This is a genomic window from Streptomyces coelicoflavus (assembly GCF_003112555.1).
Classification (GTDB): Bacteria; Actinomycetota; Actinomycetes; order Streptomycetales; family Streptomycetaceae; genus Streptomyces; species Streptomyces coelicoflavus.
On sequence record NZ_BEWB01000009.1, the window covers coordinates 1 to 16,503 of the forward strand.

Here is a 16,503-nt window from a genome sequence, read left to right on the forward strand (position 1 = left end):
AGAAGCTGCCGTGGGCCCCATCCAGCTTCACTGGCAATCGGTCCAACCTCGCTGTCAGAGGACAAACCAGACTGTCCCCTGACAGGTGATCTTGACCGATTGCCACTGAAGTTGGACCACTGCACGGTTCGTGTCATCGAACCCGGACCGGCCTGGTCAGGACGCTGCTGGGCGGTGCCAGTCCTCTGCTGGACGATCTGGCCATCCTGATTGCAACCAACGAGCGCGGCCACGTGGTGAAGCGTCCATCCAAGCCTGCGATCGGGACGATGCTGGCCAACCTGCGGCGGGGGAACGCCCACATGGTCCTGGAGCGGGTGGACGAGGAGCTGCCTGGTAGGCCCCGGGTTCGCTGTCACAGGACAGTCGTGTGCCATCGAACGTTGACCGCCTGTCAACGAACCTCAAGTGACAAACGATCCTGATCGATTGCCAAGCGATCTTGACGTTCCGCGGTGGCCGTTGACGGCGCTGATGGCCTCTTCTTGCGACATGCCGCAGGCTGCGCTGTTGATCGTTGCGGGAAGCGGGGTCGGCTAGGCTCCCCTGACGTCTGCACCATTACGGACTGTGATGGTTCATCGCCTTACGGAAAGGGCTGAAGTGATGTCTGTATCCCGCGAATTGCAGGTGGTGGCGTCTCCAGTCGTCGGGACCTTTCATGCGGCGCCCCCGCAGCCGAACGCAAGTCCGTTCGTGGCGGTGGGCCAGTCCGTGCGAGAAGGCGACACGCTGTGCATTGTGGAGGCGCAGGGGTTGATGAACGAGATCCCAGCGGAAAGGGCCGGCGTCATCGCGGAGCGGCTGGTTGACCACGGCGCTCCCGTGGAGTACGGCCAGCCGCTGTTCACCATCAAGTAGAGCGGGCCGGCCTGGACCGCGCGACTGGACGCCGAAGACCTCCAGCACGCTCCGTCAGCCCGCACTCCCCCGTCGCCGCCCGCGCGACCGCCGGCGAGTAGCGGCTCCTACAACGATCAGATCCCCCTCCGCTGCCGATCCGCAACAGCACCTCGCCCACCGGCTGGCGCCGTGACGCTTCTCGTGTGGAAGAGCTCATCAACCTCCTGGTCAATGCGACGATCGCCTGGCGACTGACCAACCTCTCCCGCGACCGCGCCGACCGAGCAGCGGAGAAGGAGAGCCTGCGCACGCAGGCCGACGCCCTCACCGTCGCTGTCCTCGACCTCCAGCACGCAGCCGCTGTCAACCGCATCCTCTGGGAGTGGCACGCCAGCCGAGTCCGCGAGACATTCCCGATGCCGCATCACCCTCTCGGATCCCGGTAGACGGCTATCGGTCAAAGTCCAGTGACAATCGATCAAGATCGTTTGTCAGAGGTCAAAGGATGTGTAATGGATCAAGACACTGCGTATTGAGTCAAGCACGCACCGAGGCCCCCGCACCCGGGAGGACCTGTTGGCGGTCGCCAACAGGGTGTCCATCTGGGGCTGCGGGGGCTCCGTGTAGCGAAGAAGGGTGGGTGCAGTCAGCTCCCAGTGGAGTCTTCTGTGTGGCTGTCGGTGCGACTGCGGCGTGCCACGGCGAGGGCGCCTCCACCGGCCGCGATCAGTGCGGCCGCTCCGCCGAACAGCCACGGCGTGGCGTCAGTACCGGTGTGGGCGAGGGAGCCCGTCGGCGTCTTCGGTGTGGAGTCGCCGTCCGGGGTGGCAGCAATGGTGGAGGAGTCGGGTTCCGGTGTGTCGCTATCCGACGCGGACGGCGCGGCCCGTCCTGTACCACTGTTCGGTTTGCCTGGGCCGGCGGGGGTGCCGGTGGGCGTGTGCGTGGGCTTGCCCGAGGGTTCGGGATTCAGGGTGGTGGTGGTCTTGGCGTTGGTGACGGTCACGGTCACCGGGTCGCCGGGAGCCGCGGTGAACGTCTTGGTCGGCTTGTACAGGTCGTAGCCGGCAGGGTCTTTGATCTCTTTGACCCAGAACTGGGCCCTCCGGCTCGACATGGGCAGCTCTCCGGAGGCCGTGCCCTTGGCTCCCGTGGTCAGGGTGAGCAGCGTCGAGGTGCCGGTGCCGATGTTCACGGTCGCGCCGGGCAGGAGCTTGCCGGTCTTGTCGTCCTTGGCCTGCAGGAGGACCTTGGCGGCCTTGAACGGGTCGGTGATCGTCAGGCGGGTGGGCGCGCCCGGGGTGACGATGACGTCCTGGTCTGCGACGACCTCGTGGAGCGGGCTGCCGGAGGCCGTCTCCTTGAGCCGGTAGACGCCGGGCGCGAGGTCGGAGAAGGTCAGCTTCCCCTGTGCGTCGGTCGTCCCGCGTCCGGCTTCCTGGCCGGCGGAGTCGAGCAGCAGGAACACGGCGCCGGGCAGGGCGTCTCCGGCCGTGTCCTTGGTGGTGATCTCGACACTGCCCGCGTCGGGGGCCGGAGTCTCGGCGGAGGCCGAGGGGGTCGGTTCGGAGGGCTCGGCGCTCGCGGTCGGCACCCAGGTGAGGGTTCCGGCCGCGGCGACCGCGAGGGCGGCGGCGGATCGGACGAGACGTGCGTGCACGAGGAAGAAGGCTCCTTGATCGGTCGGGGTCAGCGGGTGCGGCCGGTCGTATGGCCGGTGGGTGACATCGCGGGGGTCGGACGGTTGAGTGGCTGCGGGGCCCCGGGTGCTACGTAGAGGTGCCGGCGGGTGTGGAAGGGGATCTGTTTCACGGCCCGGTGCAGCGGTTCGGTGGAGATCAGCGAGGCGGTGAAGGCCGCGGCGAGGGTGGTGGGCGCGCCGGCGGAGAACCGGGCCTGCCAGTGCGGTTCGCTCGGGTATCCGCCCCAGGCGCGCCAGATCGGGCCGTCGGATCCGGTGGTGGCGTACCGGTGGCGCACGCCGCCGAGGCCGTCCGGTGGGAGGAAGGTCTGTGTGCCGTCCGTTTTGACGCTGTGGCTCCAGCCGCGCGTGAGGAGCGGTGGTACACCTCGTGCGGGGCCGTGGCGTCCTCGAACAGGTGGTTCTGGTCGCTGTGGCGGTCTTCGAGGTACAGGTCGAGCATCTCGGCGTGGACATCGCGCAGGAGTTCGACGGGGGTGGTGGCGTCGAAGGTGGTCTCCCAGGCCCGTGGGCCGAAGGGGACACGGTCCATGCCGATGGTCCACGTTCCTTGGCCTCGCTCCTCGGGTTCGGGAGCGAAGCGGGTCCACAACCGGGCGCAGGGGCTGATGGCGAACACCATCCCTTCGAGTCCCTGGTGAAGCCGCCAGCCCTCGTCGAAGGGGAAGGCCCAGATCGTCTTCAGGTCTGCTTGGCCGGGACCTGCGAGGTGACGCGGGAGGACCCTCACGGCCTGGGCAGGGTCGAGGCCCTTGAAGGGGTCGGAGGGCGGATCGGGCAACACGAGGAGAGGCTCCTGCTGGGTGGCTGGCGCGGGTTTCGGGATGAGGATCAGCGGGTGCGGGCCCCGGCGGGCGCGGCCGGCGGGGGCGGAGTTCTGCGCGACGTGCGGCCGGCCGCTCGCTTGGGTCCGGAGGCGGCCCAGGCGCCGGGGAACCACACGGCCGTGTACTGCTCGATGGCGTCGCGCAGCCCGGTCGTGACGGCCCCGTCCCACGGAGGGCGGCCGGGGCGGTGGTATTTGTCGAAGGTGCCGTACTGCTGGGTGTCCGGCCGGGTGTTGGTGGCCTCGTCGCGGCGGTGGAAGGTTCCGTGGTCCAGGAAGCTGAGCGCCACCGCGTCGATCTCCCCGCGGTCCGGGTGGACGACTGCGACACGCAGCCCGCCATAGGTGTCCGCGTAGATGGTGCGAGTGAAGTCGATCCGAAGCCGCAGCGGCGTGCCCGGGACGGGAGCGGCGTAGTAGGTGTTGCCCACGACGGTGTAGTCGTGGAAGGGGAGGCGCAGCTCGGTGAAGAACTCGGGGGCCTGCAAGGACACGAGGGGTAGGTATCCGTTGGGGGTGGGTTGGGGTCAGCGGCGTGGGCCGGGCAGGGCAGGTCGGCTCGTGGTGCTCCAGCGCGGCACGCTGACCGCGGGAAGCGCGGCCGGGCGGCGGGAAGCGGCGGCCCGCCGGACGTCGAGCGGGGTGGGCGATGGCGGACTCTGCGGGAGGATCAGGGAGAGCCGGGCGTGGTCCTTGACGTAGCTGTCGGTGTCGTCCCGCCAGCGGGGAAGGGGTGCGGGGTCGGCCACGGCTTCGGTCACGGCTCGCAGGAGAGCGGCGGGGGTGTCGGTGCTGGCCGTGGCGTACCAGAAGGGCCGGGCCGGGGACGTGCCGGCCCACAGGTGCCAGCGGGCGTCGCGGGTTTCCAGTTCGATCGCCGGGTCGAGGTCGCCGGTGGTGTACTCCAGCGTGGCGAGCCCGTCGGGTGCGCTGATCGCGAAGGCGCTCGGGTGCGGGCGGTCGAGCTGCCACCCGTGGTTGATGAGGGGGGCGACGGCCAGGAACGGGTTGTGGTCGGCGCTGTCGGCGACCGGCCGGGCGAGGTAGTGGTCCGGCCCCTGCCGGTACGCCCCGGCGAGGGCGGTGGTGAAGGCGGTGACGAACTCCGTGGGCGCGGTGTCGTTGAAGCAGACGCCCCAGGCCGGTGGGCCGAAGGCGTCCTTGTAGGCGTTGATGCGCCACAGTCCGTCGTTGTCGCCTTCGGGGAGATAGCCGAGGCGGACCTTGCCGTCGGGAGCCGTGAGGTGCGCGTTGCCGAGGTCGTCGTGGTGCAGGTCCCAGCCGAGGTCGCGCAGCGGGTCGAGGCCGGGGTCACCGACTGCGGTGGATCGGGCCAGGTGGCGGGGGGAGACGTAGACGTCGCCGTCGATGGTGTCGTGGTCGTCGTGAGGCACTGAATCCTACGGGAAGGGGCGGGGTCAGTTGGGGGACTGCAGGGCGACTGCGAGGTCGGTGGGGCGGCCGGTGTAGTGCAGGGTGCGCAGGCCCAGGCGTCGGGCGGCGTGGCAGTTGTCGGCCCGGTCGTCCACGAAGAGGACGCGTTGTGGATCGCGCACTCCGGTGGCGTTCATCGCGTGCTGGTAGGCGGCCGGGTCGGGTTTGCATACCTGGAGCCGGGCCGAGTAGAAGGCGTGGGTCATCAGGCGGCGCCACGGGTGGCGGTCGAGGACGTCGCTGAGGTGGCGGGGTGCGTTCGACAGCAGGACCAGCGGCAGCCCGGACGCGTGGGCGTACTCCAGGACTTCCACGACGCGGTCGTCGGTGGACGTCCACATGTCGGTGTCGGCGTCGCGGAGTTCACGCAGCCGTCGGGCACCAGGGTGGTGGCCGAGGACCGTGGCCCAATACGCGAGGTCGCTGAGCTGACCGGCGTCGTAGGCGCAGCGGGCGTTCCAGAAGGCGTTCTGGAAGGCGGGGAGGTCCTCGGGCCACAGGGCGGTGCGGGCCAGGCGGATCCACTGGTCGGTGGTGGGTTGCAGGCCGATGACGCCGTTGTAGTCGAGGATGACGGCGTCCAAGCCCTGGGCGGTGGCGGGGGTCAAGGGGTGGTGTTCTCCAGGGCGCGATGGGCGAGGGCGGCGACAGTTGCTGCGAGGAGGGCGGGCAGCAGCAGGGCCGTGGACAAGGTGGTGGCGCTGGCCAGGGCACCGATGAGGGCCGGGCCGGCGAGGAGGCCGAGGTAGCCGGTGGCGGTGACCGTGGCCACGGCCTTGGCGCCTCCGGCTCCGGCCGCGGTGATGAGCGAGGGGACGGTGGTGGACAGGCCGAGTCCGAAGACCGCCCACCCGGCCAGCGTCAGCGGGGTGCTTCTTCCGATGACGCCGATGGTGAGTCCGGTCGTGGCGAGAACGGCTCCGGCCCGTACGACTGTCGGTGCACCGAATGCTGCGGTGAGCCGGTCTCCGGTCAGCCGTCCCGCGGCCATGGCCGCGCTGTAGAGCGCGAACGCGGTGGCGCTCGCGGCCGTCGGGGCGCCCAGGGTGTGCAGGTGCACGGCGGCCCAGTCGGCGGCGGCTCCCTCCCCCAGCAGGCTCGCAGCAGCCAGAGCGGCCAGAAGCCAGAGCTTTCCCGGCGACGGAACCAGGGGGGGCTTCCCGGCGTCGGCGCCCATTGCGGGGCGGTCTGCGCCGCTCAGGCTTCGGGTGACCGGCACGGCAGCGATCGCGAGGCCGGCCAGGATTGCACCTGTTGCGGTGAAGAGTGTGCTGTGCGCGGCGTGGGAGGTGAGGGCAGCCAGGGCGGCGCCGGCGAGGGCGCCAAGGGAGTAGGCGGCGTGAAGACCAGACATGATGGGCCGGCCGAAGGCCGTTTGGCATCGGACGGCCGCGGTGTTGGCGGCGACATCGAGGACGCCGTGCGCAAGGCCGAACGCGAGAGCCGCCGCCAGCAACGCGGACAGGCTCTCGCCTTGGCCCACCAGGACGAGGCATCCGGCCAGGGCAAGGGCCCCTGTGCTAAGCAGAGTCGGTAGCCGCGCCGGGCGGGCGTAGCGGCCTCCGAGCTGAAGCCCGGCGACCATGCCGACGGCGGCGGCCAGCAGGACCAGGGCCAGCCCTGCGGTGCTGAGGTGGGCAGCCTGCTGCACGGCAGGCATCCGGGCGCCCCACACCGCCATGATGGCCCCGAGGCCGAGGAAGTACCCGGTCAGCAGCGCGCGGCTGTGCCGGTCGGACACAGACTCCACGCTCACGCCGCGGTGCTGCGGGTGCCGGGGGTCTGGTCGAGGACCGCGACGACGGCACGAGCGGCCCGCTCGGCGCGTGCACGCGCCTGCTGACCGGTCGATGCGGTGGTGGTGAGGTAGCCGATCCGGCCGGTGTACAGGTTTCCCCCGTCGGTGGGGAGGAGGAGCTGGTCGCCGGTGCGGCACTGGAACTGGAGCCGGTCCAGCCACGTCGGGCAAGGTCCGTCGTAGGTGAGGTGGGTGAGGGTGCCGGAGGTGTCCGGGTAGAGGAGCCGGATGGCGGCGGCCGAGGACCTGGTGGGCGTGAGGTCGGGGGCACGGCCGCAGGCGATGTCGGCGGCGGCACGAGGCAGGTCGATGCCGGTGGCGAGACACACGAGGTGGCCGATCATGTCACCGGCGAGTCGGGCGTTGACCTCTATGAGGCGGGGTCTGCCCTCGACGAGGCGCATCTCTATGTGGCTGACGCCGTCGGTGATGCCGAGGGCGTTGATCGCCGCCCGGGCGGCCGGCGCAACGGTCTCCAGGAGCGGGTCGGCGGCGTCCACGCTGTGGGCGAGCTGCTCGAAGTGCGGCGGAGGGCTGAGGGTCTTGCGGTTGACCGCGACGACTGTGGTGTTGCGGCGGTAGGTGACGCACTCCACGGAGATCTCCGGCCCGTCGAGGTACTCCTCGACAAGGACGCTGGTGCTCTCGGTGCTCTGACCGGCTGTGCGTTCGGCTGCCTGGTAGGCGGCCGTGAGCTGGTCACGGTCATCGACGCGGCGCACGCCGATGGCACCCGCGTGTGAGGCGGGCTTGAGCACCACGGGGTAGCCGATCCGTTCGGCGGCGGCTTCGGCCTCCTGGCGGGTACGCACGCTCACCGAGGTTGCCGAGGGCACGCCGTGGCGGGCGAACAGCGACCGAGCGGTGGCCTTGTTGCGGCACCCCTGCATCACTTCGGGTGCGGTGGTGGGCAAGCCGAGCTGGCGGGCGAGGCGGGCGGTCGGGACCACGCTCCACTCGTCCCAGGTCATGACACCGGCGAGGTCGTGGCGTCCTGCCAGGGCGCGGCCCCCTGCCAGCAGCGCGGCAGGATCGCTGAGGTCCACGACGGCGTGATCGGTGATGTGCGGCTTCTCCCACGACGGTTCGGCGCCGGTGAGCAGCACGACGTCGTAGGCGTCGGCGACCTGCTCAAGGCAGTAGCCGCGGTAGTTTCTATCTCCGGGAGCGACGACAAGTACAACAGGGCGAGCGGACAAGAGGGGTTCTCCGTATCGGGGGACGGCAGGGCAGGAAGAAGCGGGGTGTCTCAGGCGGCGCGGCGGCGGCGCAGCTCGAACGCGTCGGCCCGGTGGTGGTGGTCGTCGATGAGGCGGCGGGCGTAGAGCGCGGTGAAGTTGTTGTTCAGCCCCGCGACCCCGTACGGGAGATGGCGTCGCAGGTCCTCGAAGAGTCCTTGAGGCTGATCCGGGTGGCTCCGGCGGCCAAGCGGCGGGCGGCCATGCGTTCCAGAGCGCGGTACGCGTGCGGGTTGCGGGCGTCGAAGGCGTGGAACTGCTCGGTGATGGTGCGGCCGGTCGCTCGGTGCGACCCGAGGGCGGCGATGGTCATAAGGGTTCTCCAGAGGCTGGGGACACCTGGGTCAGGTGCGCAGGGCGGGGTCGGTGCGCAGGCGGGCGAAGGCGCAGAACAGGCCGAGGGTTTGCAGGGCAGCGCAGGCGGTGATGACGTGGCCCAGCGCGTCGGGCGGGGTGAGCGCGGTGAGCACGCCGGCGACGGGGAAGGGCAGCAGGAGGATGAGGATGGTGGCCGACAGGGTGCTGCCGAACGCCTCTGGGGGGATCAGGCGGGAGCGCAGGGTACGCAGGACGACCGCCAGGCCGCCATCGGCTGCCATCAGGACCGCGACCATGACCAGGTAGGACAGGTAGTCGGGGGCCAGGGCGGCAGCGAGACAGGCGAGCGAAGCGATGACGGAGCAAGCTGCTCCCACTGGCCACAAGCCCCGGCGGTCCAGCGCGAACCGACAGATGGTCACGGCCACGAGGGTCGCCGCCGCTGCGGCGGACCACACCAGGCCGACGGCTGTGGTGGGCTGCCCAAAGTGCTGGACGACGATCACGGGACCGGCGGCCTGGAGAAGACCGGTGGCCAGGTTGGACACGGTCAGCCCGGCCACCAGCCAGCCGAGCGCGGGAAGCGCGCGGATGGTGCGCCACCCGGTGGCCAGCCCTGCCCCGGGCCGCCCCTTCGGCGCGCGGGCCGGAAGGACGGGCGAGGGCGGTGTGCGCAGGGCGAGCAGCGCGGCGAGCAGCGAGAACCCGGTGACCACCGCGAGCATCGACGGCGGTCCGGCGAGCAACAGCACGCCGGCGAGCGCCGGTCCGGCCAGGGTCGCGGTCTGGTCGATGCCGAGCAGGACGGCCTGGACACGGTGAGCACGAGGCCCCGCTCGGCGGCCGGCGGCGGCACCTGCGGTCTCGGCCGCCACGTAGCTGAACTGGGTGAGCACACCGGTCGCCGCCGCGAGCACCATCACCGTCACGCTCGCCACGGCACCGGACGGGTAGAGGTAGAGCAGCATCCCCCCGGCCACGAGGACCAGCGCCCGTCCCAGGGAGGCGAGGTGGAAGACCACCGCGGCGCCCCGCCGGTCGACCATCGATCCGGCCCACCCGAACGCTGCCAGGCGTGGGATCCACTCCAGGGTGAAGGCGGCACCGGTCAGCGTCGCGGAGCGGGTCGTGGACAGGACGAGCAACGGGATGCCGTAGGTGGACATCGCGAACGCCACCGCGTCCGCCGTGCGCGGCAGGTAGATGCTGCTCATCAGCCCGGCAGTGTGACGTGCGTGCCGGGGTGTGACCGCTGCGCTCACGCGGCCCGCACCGGCTCGGCCCCGACCACCTGGGGGTTACCGGCCAGCCACTGGATCAGGAGCGTGCGGGCACGGACCAGCTCCGCCTCACCCTCCATACCGATGGGGTGCACGTCGGGCAGGGGTCCGGGGCGGTCGGCGTTCTCGGGGGTGAGCGATGGTGCCAGCAGACCGAGGGCATGACGGACACGGCTGCTGAACTCGCAGACGGCGGCGGGGACCGAGTGGCGCCGCGCCCACCGGGCTAGCGCGTCGTACAGGTCGGCCAGCTCCGTGCCGGAGTCCGTGAGTTCCAGACCGGCACCGGGCGCGACCCGGACGAGGCCGTGGGCGCGGGCCGTGTCGTATGCACTGCGCAGTTGGTGCGCGGAAAGGTCGGGCAGGGTACCGGCGAGCCGTCGCGGCGGTATGGCGCCGTTGTCGTCGATCTCGGTGACCAGGCGGATCAGGGAGGGCGAGGCCAGCAGGTCGACTGCGTGACGTGCTTCGGCAGGGGTGAAGGAGGTGCTCATCGGCGCGGGCCTCCCGCCGGGAGGGCTGCCGTCGAGCGGACGGCGACGGCGTGCGAGAAGAGGTCGCGGTGGTGCCACGCCGGGGACGACCCAACCGCCCGAGCGGGTGGCAGCGCCGCGGGCGCCGGCCGTGACTGGCTGCTGACCCACGGCCTCGGCTTGCTCTTGGCCTGCGACTGCCCCCAGACGGGGTGGTGGGCCGCCTGGTCGAGGGGCTGTCCGGCGGACCAGGCGGACAGCGCGCCGAGCACGGGAGCCAGGGCGGCGCCGGCGGCGGACAGCCGGTAGGGCCGGCCGTTGCCCTCGGTGTCGGCCAGACCGTCGGCAACGAGCTGGCGCAGCGGCGGATAGATGTTGGTCCAGTCGCTGCTGGGCATCACGATCCGGGCCAGCACCCGGCCGCTGACCTCCTCACGCGACTTGAGCACCCACAGGATCGCGGCGGCGTGGCGCCGGGTGAGCAGGGTGAGGCTGTCCTCGATCTGCTCGATCGCGGGCAGCGGACGGTCGGCCTTCTCCAGGTGCTCCTCGGCCCAGGTGACGATCATCGGCAGGACCGGCAGCAGGGCAGTGGCTCGCTCGGTGTGGCCGTAGGTCACGTGGCGTGCGGTGTGTTCGGTGCGTTCGACGAGGCCGGCGTCGCACAGCGACTTGAGCTTGGGGTGGAGCTGGCCGTTCTGCAGCCAGGACACCTTGGCTGCCAGCTCGCTGTAGCGCAGCGGCGGTCCGGAGAGGGCCAGCAGGATCCTCACGTTCCAGCGCGGGGTGATCATGGCGAGGGCCTCGGTGACCCGGGCGATGTCAGCCTCGGTCTCCGGGGGCAGAGCGGTGATGGCCAAGGGAGAAACTCCTGGGTGAATGAAGAAGGGGGTCGCCCGCGGGTCAGCGGCTGCGCGCCGGACTCGGGGGCACACGAGGCGGCGCCGGAGCAGGCGGCGAGGAAGTCGGCGGCGTCGGGGCTGAAACGCGGGCCAGGCTCTGCAGGACGGCGGTAACCGAAGTGGCCTGGGCCTCGCGGACGGCGACGGCCTCGGCGAGCCGACGGACGCCGTCGAGGAGGTGGGAGACCTCCTGCGGGCCGATCTGCCGCTCAGGGTCAAGGGCCCGGGTGACGTGGTCGCGGTGGAAGTCGATGCTGCGCTCGGCCAGGGCGAGGGCGTCGTGCATGCCAAGCACGGCCGAGAGCATGCCGGGGGGCTGCTCCTGTGCGTGAGCTTCGAGGTCGGCGAGCGATGCGCCGTACAGGCCCTCGATCCGTCCGGCTATGTCGGTGGACGTCAGGTCGGGCAAACGGGAACTTTTACGGTCGGCGGGCCCGGGCCGCCCCGGCACGCTGAGGTGCCGGGGCGGCAGACGGGCGCAGGGTGGCGGTGGCCCTGAGCTGAGCCGTACGGACAGGCTGGGCATGCCGGTCAGGCGGGGGCATGGTGCGCAGCAGCTCGCCGAGGGCGGCGCGGTAGCCGTCGCGGGCCTCCAGTGCCGCTTCCAGCCACTGCGCGTCGAAGCGCAGCGTGTCCGCCGACAGTTCGCCCATGTCACGGTCGGGATCCATGTCGGCGTGAACGCGGTCGCGGACGCGAGCGACCTGCTCCTCGGTGAGCGCCAGAAACGAGCGCAGCTCCAGAGCGCGGGCGAGCGCGGGTGGAGCATCGGGGCCGGACACCGCCTCGTACAGGTCGGGTAGCGGGCTCCCGAAGACCTTCTGCAAGTCGGTGTCCATGGTGCTGGCCTTGTCCCGGCTCATCGGGCGGACCGTGCCGGCCGCCACGCCGACGCCGGCGCGGGTGTCCCTGGCGGCCGGTGGGGGGCGCTGGTCTGCACCGCCGGGCCGCTCCGGGGCCGGAGGCGGGCCAGGCGCCCTTCGGCGAGGTCCTTCTTTCCCGGGGCGTCCGGGTCGAGGAGCCACCGCACGACCATGGCCCGGCCGTCGCGGGTGGTGACCGCGGCGCTCACCCGGTCGTCGAGGCCCGTCGTCGGGTCGTCGACCTCGCTGGGCTGGGTCTCAAGAGCTGCGAGGAGGTCGTCCTCCGCGCGCTCCAGCACGGACTGGGCCTCGACGAGGAGGCCGTGCCACTTGACGACGTCGGTGGCGTCGGGGTTCGCGGTCGGAGCGGCGGCGACCGCGGCCTTCAGCTGGTCCATGCCCATGTCGAAGCGGGCCTCGATCCGTTCGGTGAGCACGCCCACGACATCCGCAGACTCATCGGATATGCCGTCAGTCAAAAAGGGGTTCTCCTACTCTGGAAAGGCCGGTGCCTGGGGAATGTGAGGGGCGGCTGTACTCGGCGCCCCGCCGCTTAGCGGGGCGTGCCGGATTCCGGTCAGTCCAGGCACATGCGGACGTCGCGGTAGACGTACGTGCCGGAGACCCAGCCCTTGACGCCGGTCGTCTTGTCCGTGATGTAGAGCCAGGTGCCGCTCTTCTTGGCCACGCTGAACTTGTGGGCTCTTGTAGAGCACGCCGAGCGCGGTGGACTTCGAGCTGGCCTTGGACCGGATGGTCACGGCCTTGGCGTGCACCGCGTACGGGAGCGGCGGCAGGTTGTGGCAGCTCACGCCGGGGATGGCGGTGGGTACGGTCGCGGCGCTGGCGGGGGTTGTGGACAGCGCCGGCAGTGTGAGCGCGCCAAGCATCGCCGCGGGTATGGCAATTCGGGTGGAGCGCATGCGGAAGAGACCTCCGTGAAGGCACAGGGAATGCGGGGAAGGGGCCGCGGGGGTTGTTCCGGCGGCTGTATAAGAGTCCGGAGAATCGCCGGTTTGGCTAACCGGCGATCGTCGGCTATGTTGCCCCGACCGTGTGGGGCTGAGCGCTCAGCGCGAGCGGCCGGAGGGGCGCGGGGCGGGGGTCTTGGCGACAGGGGCCGGCTGGCCGGTGGTGGCTGCTGGGCGGGCCGGCGGTAGAAGGCCGGCCTCGCCGGTGAGGCGGTCGTCGCACCACTGCATGGCCTCCCCTGCCGTGTCGAAGCCGCCCTCGCGCAGGGTGTGCGTCCACGTCCCCGTGTCGACCTCCTCGACCACCACGCGGAACGGGCTGGGGGCTTGCTCGTCTCGGGCACGCAGAACCACGACGATGACCATGTCGTCGGGGTCGTCGCTGGTGTAGGAGTAGCCCGTGGCATAGCGGTCGCCGTCTTCGGCGAGGCGTCGCTCCAGTGCTCGCGTGGCCTCGTCCGCCGGTGGTGGGCCCAGGTCGGGGTCGAGACTGATGGCGTCGGGTGGGCAGCCGCGGTGGATGAGCCAGGACTGCGCCATCGCGGGCAGCGGCAACGCCGCCTGCTCGAAGCTGAACGTCTGCTTCTCGTAGTCTCGTTGCAGGTGAACGGCCAAGACTTGAGGCATGCCGGGGCCCCAAGTGGCGGCGCGGTCGAACAGCACGTAGTAGCTGTTCGGGCCGTCGTGGTGTTGGGCGAGGGGGACGAGCATGTCCTCGTGGATAACGACCTTGCGGTAGAAGTCGAGGTATCGCTCCTCGTCGGCATCGAGGTCGTCCAGCGCGAAGTCGACGTGGGGGATGGACTTCCGGGCCGGCGCCGGTTCGGTGGGGGGCAACAAGAGCCTTTCGGTGGATCGGTGGAGGTCAGCGCCGCTTCGCGGGGGTGGACGGCGAGGCGCCGGGGCGTGCCGGGCTCTTCGGCGCATGCGTGGTGGGGGTCTGGCGGGCATCGAGCAAGGCGGCTCGTCCGGCGTCTGTGAGGGAGACGGGCTGCCCGGCGTGCACAGGGTGGCTGGTGTCCCGGACGATTAGGCCGGCGTGTTCCAGTTGCTGCATCTGGGGATAGGGGATGCGGGTGCCGGAGGAGGCGGTCACGGACAGTCGGCCTGTCAGCAGGTGTTCGTGGAGCTTGGCACCGCCAGCGATGGCGAGCAGTGCCGCCTGGTCGTCGTTCGAGAGCCGTCCTACGTCGGGCGTCGATGCTGCGGCGGCGGCCTCGATGGGCTCCAGGGCGGCAAGCACCTTTTGGGCGGCGGCGTCGCGCGCGTCGGCGGCTTCCTCCAGCTGGTCCGCGGTGCGGTCGATGCGTACGAAGAGGGCGCCGTCGACAGGGAACTCACCGCTCGTGAGGCGGTTGAGCAGCTTGAGGTAGAAGGTGACGCCGATCTGCGCGTTGGCCAGAGTACGGTGCCGGTCGACCAGCTGGGCGTGCGGTTCGTCGAGGACGCCGCGGTCACGGTAGGCCCACAGGGTGTCGATGTCGTGGCCGGTGACCGCTTCGATGCGGTGGTCAAGCTGCGTGACCGCACGCCGGGCGGACGGCGCGGGTTGAGGGGGCAAAGGTGACGCTCCGTCGTTCAGCGGGTGGGATGGTGCCCGGAATTGAGTGCGGGACGGGGTAGACCCGGCAGTCCGGTAGGCGGCGGACCCGGCCGGGGCACGGGAGCACGGGTGGTCAGCTGCGGGGAACACGAGCGGGCCGCGTGCGTCCGAGCGCTCAGCGGCCGGCGGGTCATCCCCAAGCGGCGGCCTACCTCGTCGTAGACGTCGTTGCCCGCACGCGGCCGGATCGCGACAACGTGGATCTCCTTGGAATGGGTGGATTCCGCAGGCGCCGGTCGGACGGCGTAGACGACGCGCCAGTCCTTGCGGCGGTCCACATACAGCTTTCGAAATCCCTCCAGGTCGCCGTCGAGACGCTGTCCGAAGCGCTGCGCGTTCACCACTTCCTGCAGGTAGGCGAGGGTGAGGTCGCGGATATCGCTGGGGGCCTGAAGGAGATCGGTCAGCGCGCGAGGGTCGAAGCTCAGCCCGAAGGCGGGCTCTCCCGCTCCTGCGGTCATGACGTCGGCTCGTCCGGCTCGGCGGCTTCCACCGTGGCCGCCGTCTCCGTGCGCAGGGACGGCGGCGGGCCGGGCAGAAGACGATGCGCGGGCCGGTCGGGAGAGGTCAGGCAGGCCGACAGCGGTCCGCCCGGCGCGCGGATCGCGGCGACGGCGTGGGCGAGGAAGTCCCGGTGCCACACGAACAGGCCGGAAAGACCGGCTTCGGGGTCCTTGTGCTGCTGGTAGGCGAGCCACAGGGCATGGAGCCAGGCCACCACGTCGTCGTGTTCCTGCCACTGCAGACACCAGGGCGCCGCGGTGGTGACCTCGGCTCCGTAGACCGGGAGGAAGAAGTCGTCGACCCAGTCCGAGAGGGCGTCGAGTTCGTCTTCCCGTTCCTCCCCGGCGAGTTCCAGGATCGGGCGGGGCTCGGGCGGAGCGGGCGCCGGCGGTCCGCCGAGGCCCGGCATGCCGAACGCGGCGAAGGGTGAGCCACTCGGTGCCGGCGCGGACGCGAGGTGGTCAAGCTGCTGAGCCTGTTGCGCCGACTGCTCCATGAGCTGCCGCACGCTCGCCTCGATTCCCTCCAACTGCGGATCCGGAATACGAACCGGCTCCAACTCTCCAGCGTCAGACGGCTTAGCGGATTCGGGCATTGAAAGTTCGGCCTCCTACGAGACACGGGATTGAGACAGGCGAAAGCGTCCTTGCACCGACCGGACAGTGAAAGCGCGCGTCCGCTCCGGGGTGCTGTGCCGACGGCTATGCAAGGAGCCGGTTGCGCTCACGGCGGGAGAAGACGCGGCTCAGGTTGCGAGAACCACGTCGTCCTTGGTGAGGGTTGCGCGGATCGTCCCGGTGAGCCGGTCGGCCGCGATCGACGCGTAGTGCTCGGTCTTCTCCACGCCGATGAAGTCCCGGCCTTCCAGCAGGGCGGCGACGCCCGTGGAGCCGGAGCCGGCGCAGAAGTCGAGGACCGTGCCGCCTTCGGGGCTGATCTTGACCAGCTCGCGCATCACCTCGACCGGCTTCTGCGTGATGTGCTGGCGCTTGGACCCCGAGGGCTGCGAAGCCGAGTACATACCGGGCAGGTAGACGGGGTTGCGGGAGCCGTCGATCGGCCCCTTGGATGCCCAGACGATGAATTCGCAGTTCTGGGTGAACCGGCCCTTCTGTGGCCTGGCCTGCGGCTTGTGCCAGGCCAGCACACCCCGCCACAGCCACCCGGCCGCCTGAATCGCGTCCGTGGTCGTGGGGAGCTGGCGCCAGTCGGTGAACAGCAGCGCGGTCCCGCCGGTCTTCGTCAGCCGGTGCGCCTCGGTCATGATCTGCGTCAGCCAGAAGCCGTAGGAGCGCTGGTCCATGTTCTCGCCGGTGAAGTCGGCGAGGTCGTTCTTGGCGTCGGCGGAGGTGTACTTCTGCTTCGCGGAGCGGGTGGTGCGCTCCTTCGCGGTCCGGCCTCCGCTGTTGTACGGCGGGTCGGTGATGACGGTGTCGACGCAGCCGTCCGGGAGACCGGAGAGGACGGCCAGAGCGTCGCCCTGGTGCAGGGAAAAAGGCAAAGAGGAACCCCTATTCGGGTGCGGGAACGCGGAGGGAAACCCCGCCTCGCGCAGGAGTCCTTGCGGGCCGAACATGGGCGTGCAGAAGCCCATGGCGACAGGCGAAGGAAGGCGAGGGGGAGTCCAAAAACTGTAGAGGCGAATCCGCCGACGACCAAGAAGTGCCGTGCTGAGGTGCCGGTTTCCGGCACCTCCCGCCGAGCTTTTTGGTCAACCGCCGATTCGCGCCTACTGTTTTTGAACCGCC

General features: G+C 70.6%; 20 protein-coding genes and 3 pseudogenes. 2 read left to right on the top strand and 21 right to left on the bottom strand.

All coding sequences use genetic code 11. The annotated features are described in order from the left end of the window. Positions 1–606: 606 nt before the first annotated feature. Both Sco07f_RS21770 and Sco07f_RS21775 read left to right on the top strand, forming a co-directional pair. A complete protein-coding gene (locus tag Sco07f_RS21770; protein WP_216720661.1) occupies positions 607–861 on the top strand; it encodes an acetyl-CoA carboxylase biotin carboxyl carrier protein in 255 nt (84 codons plus the stop codon). Between the two features lie 185 nt (positions 862–1,046). Then, on the top strand, positions 1,047–1,289 hold the full coding sequence (locus Sco07f_RS21775) for a hypothetical protein (RefSeq protein ID WP_108988873.1): 243 nt from the start codon (positions 1,047–1,049) through the stop codon (positions 1,287–1,289). Positions 1,290–1,489: 200 nt separating this feature from the next. Here Sco07f_RS21775 and Sco07f_RS21780 read toward each other — a convergent pair whose 3' ends face one another. The 21 genes and pseudogenes from Sco07f_RS21780 to Sco07f_RS21875 all read right to left on the bottom strand — a co-directional run bounded on the left by Sco07f_RS21780 (position 1,490) and on the right by Sco07f_RS21875 (position 16,256). Further along, complete coding sequence (locus Sco07f_RS21780) at positions 1,490–2,503, bottom strand: MSCRAMM family protein (protein WP_108988874.1); 1,014 nt, start codon at positions 2,501–2,503, stop codon at positions 1,490–1,492. A gap of 29 nt (positions 2,504–2,532) precedes the next feature. After that, positions 2,533–2,823, bottom strand: coding sequence for an SPDY domain-containing protein (locus Sco07f_RS40700; protein ID WP_244942103.1), 291 nt, complete (start codon positions 2,821–2,823; stop codon positions 2,533–2,535). A 215-nt stretch (positions 2,824–3,038) separates the two neighbouring features. After that, a pseudogene (locus Sco07f_RS40705) lies at positions 3,039–3,167 on the bottom strand (DUF317 domain-containing protein); the annotation flags it as partial. 209 nt (positions 3,168–3,376) lie between these two features. Continuing rightward, positions 3,377–3,865, bottom strand: coding sequence for a hypothetical protein (locus Sco07f_RS21790; protein WP_108988875.1), 489 nt, complete (start codon positions 3,863–3,865; stop codon positions 3,377–3,379). A gap of 33 nt (positions 3,866–3,898) precedes the next feature. Continuing rightward, positions 3,899–4,765, bottom strand: coding sequence for an SPDY domain-containing protein (locus Sco07f_RS21795; protein WP_108988876.1), 867 nt, complete (start codon positions 4,763–4,765; stop codon positions 3,899–3,901). Positions 4,766–4,789: 24 nt separating this feature from the next. Continuing rightward, positions 4,790–5,413: an HAD family hydrolase gene (locus Sco07f_RS21800; protein ID WP_108988877.1), complete on the bottom strand. Its 624-nt coding sequence runs from the start codon at positions 5,411–5,413 to the stop codon at positions 4,790–4,792. Then, positions 5,410–6,561, bottom strand: coding sequence for an MFS transporter (locus tag Sco07f_RS21805; protein WP_108988878.1), 1,152 nt, complete (start codon positions 6,559–6,561; stop codon positions 5,410–5,412). Before Sco07f_RS21805 ends, Sco07f_RS21800 begins: the two co-directional genes overlap by 4 nt. Next, on the bottom strand, positions 6,558–7,802 hold the full coding sequence (locus Sco07f_RS21810) for an ATP-grasp domain-containing protein (RefSeq protein WP_108988879.1): 1,245 nt from the start codon (positions 7,800–7,802) through the stop codon (positions 6,558–6,560). The genes Sco07f_RS21805 and Sco07f_RS21810 overlap by 4 nt, the downstream gene beginning before the upstream one ends. Before the next feature lie 50 nt (positions 7,803–7,852). Continuing rightward, a pseudogene (locus Sco07f_RS21815) lies at positions 7,853–8,154 on the bottom strand (hypothetical protein). 31 nt (positions 8,155–8,185) lie between these two features. Continuing rightward, entirely contained in the window at positions 8,186–9,421 is a 1,236-nt protein-coding gene (locus tag Sco07f_RS21820; protein WP_108988880.1) for an MFS transporter, read from the bottom strand. Then, complete coding sequence (locus tag Sco07f_RS21825; protein ID WP_108988881.1) at positions 9,418–9,933, bottom strand: regulator; 516 nt, start codon at positions 9,931–9,933, stop codon at positions 9,418–9,420. The genes Sco07f_RS21820 and Sco07f_RS21825 overlap by 4 nt, the downstream gene beginning before the upstream one ends. Further along, positions 9,930–10,772 carry a winged helix-turn-helix transcriptional regulator gene (locus Sco07f_RS21830; RefSeq protein ID WP_108988882.1) on the bottom strand — a complete coding sequence of 281 codons (843 nt, stop codon included), beginning with the start codon at positions 10,770–10,772 and terminating at the stop codon, positions 9,930–9,932. Before Sco07f_RS21830 ends, Sco07f_RS21825 begins: the two co-directional genes overlap by 4 nt. Before the next feature lie 43 nt (positions 10,773–10,815). Then, positions 10,816–11,223 carry a hypothetical protein gene (locus Sco07f_RS21835; RefSeq protein WP_167468172.1) on the bottom strand — a complete coding sequence of 136 codons (408 nt, stop codon included), beginning with the start codon at positions 11,221–11,223 and terminating at the stop codon, positions 10,816–10,818. A 10-nt stretch (positions 11,224–11,233) separates the two neighbouring features. Beyond that, the gene (locus tag Sco07f_RS21840; protein WP_108989124.1) at positions 11,234–11,677 is read right to left on the bottom strand and encodes a hypothetical protein; all 444 of its coding nucleotides are present in this window, start codon (positions 11,675–11,677) and stop codon (positions 11,234–11,236) included. Continuing rightward, positions 11,674–12,156, bottom strand: coding sequence for a hypothetical protein (locus Sco07f_RS21845; protein WP_108988883.1), 483 nt, complete (start codon positions 12,154–12,156; stop codon positions 11,674–11,676). Before Sco07f_RS21845 ends, Sco07f_RS21840 begins: the two co-directional genes overlap by 4 nt. Positions 12,157–12,254: 98 nt before the next feature. After that, a pseudogene (locus tag Sco07f_RS21850) lies at positions 12,255–12,567 on the bottom strand (SH3 domain-containing protein). Positions 12,568–12,747: 180 nt separating this feature from the next. Then, positions 12,748–13,488, bottom strand: a complete 741-nt coding sequence (locus tag Sco07f_RS21855; RefSeq protein ID WP_108988884.1) for a hypothetical protein — start codon at positions 13,486–13,488, stop codon at positions 12,748–12,750. Between the two features lie 25 nt (positions 13,489–13,513). Continuing rightward, positions 13,514–14,209, bottom strand: a complete 696-nt coding sequence (locus Sco07f_RS21860) for a hypothetical protein (protein ID WP_108988885.1) — start codon at positions 14,207–14,209, stop codon at positions 13,514–13,516. A 17-nt stretch (positions 14,210–14,226) separates the two neighbouring features. After that, positions 14,227–14,712 carry a type II toxin-antitoxin system RelE family toxin gene (locus Sco07f_RS21865; protein ID WP_108988886.1) on the bottom strand — a complete coding sequence of 162 codons (486 nt, stop codon included), beginning with the start codon at positions 14,710–14,712 and terminating at the stop codon, positions 14,227–14,229. Then, positions 14,709–15,251, bottom strand: a complete 543-nt coding sequence (locus tag Sco07f_RS21870; RefSeq protein ID WP_167468185.1) for a DUF4913 domain-containing protein — start codon at positions 15,249–15,251, stop codon at positions 14,709–14,711. Before Sco07f_RS21870 ends, Sco07f_RS21865 begins: the two co-directional genes overlap by 4 nt. A 249-nt stretch (positions 15,252–15,500) precedes the next feature. After that, positions 15,501–16,256, bottom strand: coding sequence for a DNA-methyltransferase (locus Sco07f_RS21875; protein ID WP_108988888.1), 756 nt, complete (start codon positions 16,254–16,256; stop codon positions 15,501–15,503). Between the last annotated feature and the right edge of the window lie 247 nt (positions 16,257–16,503).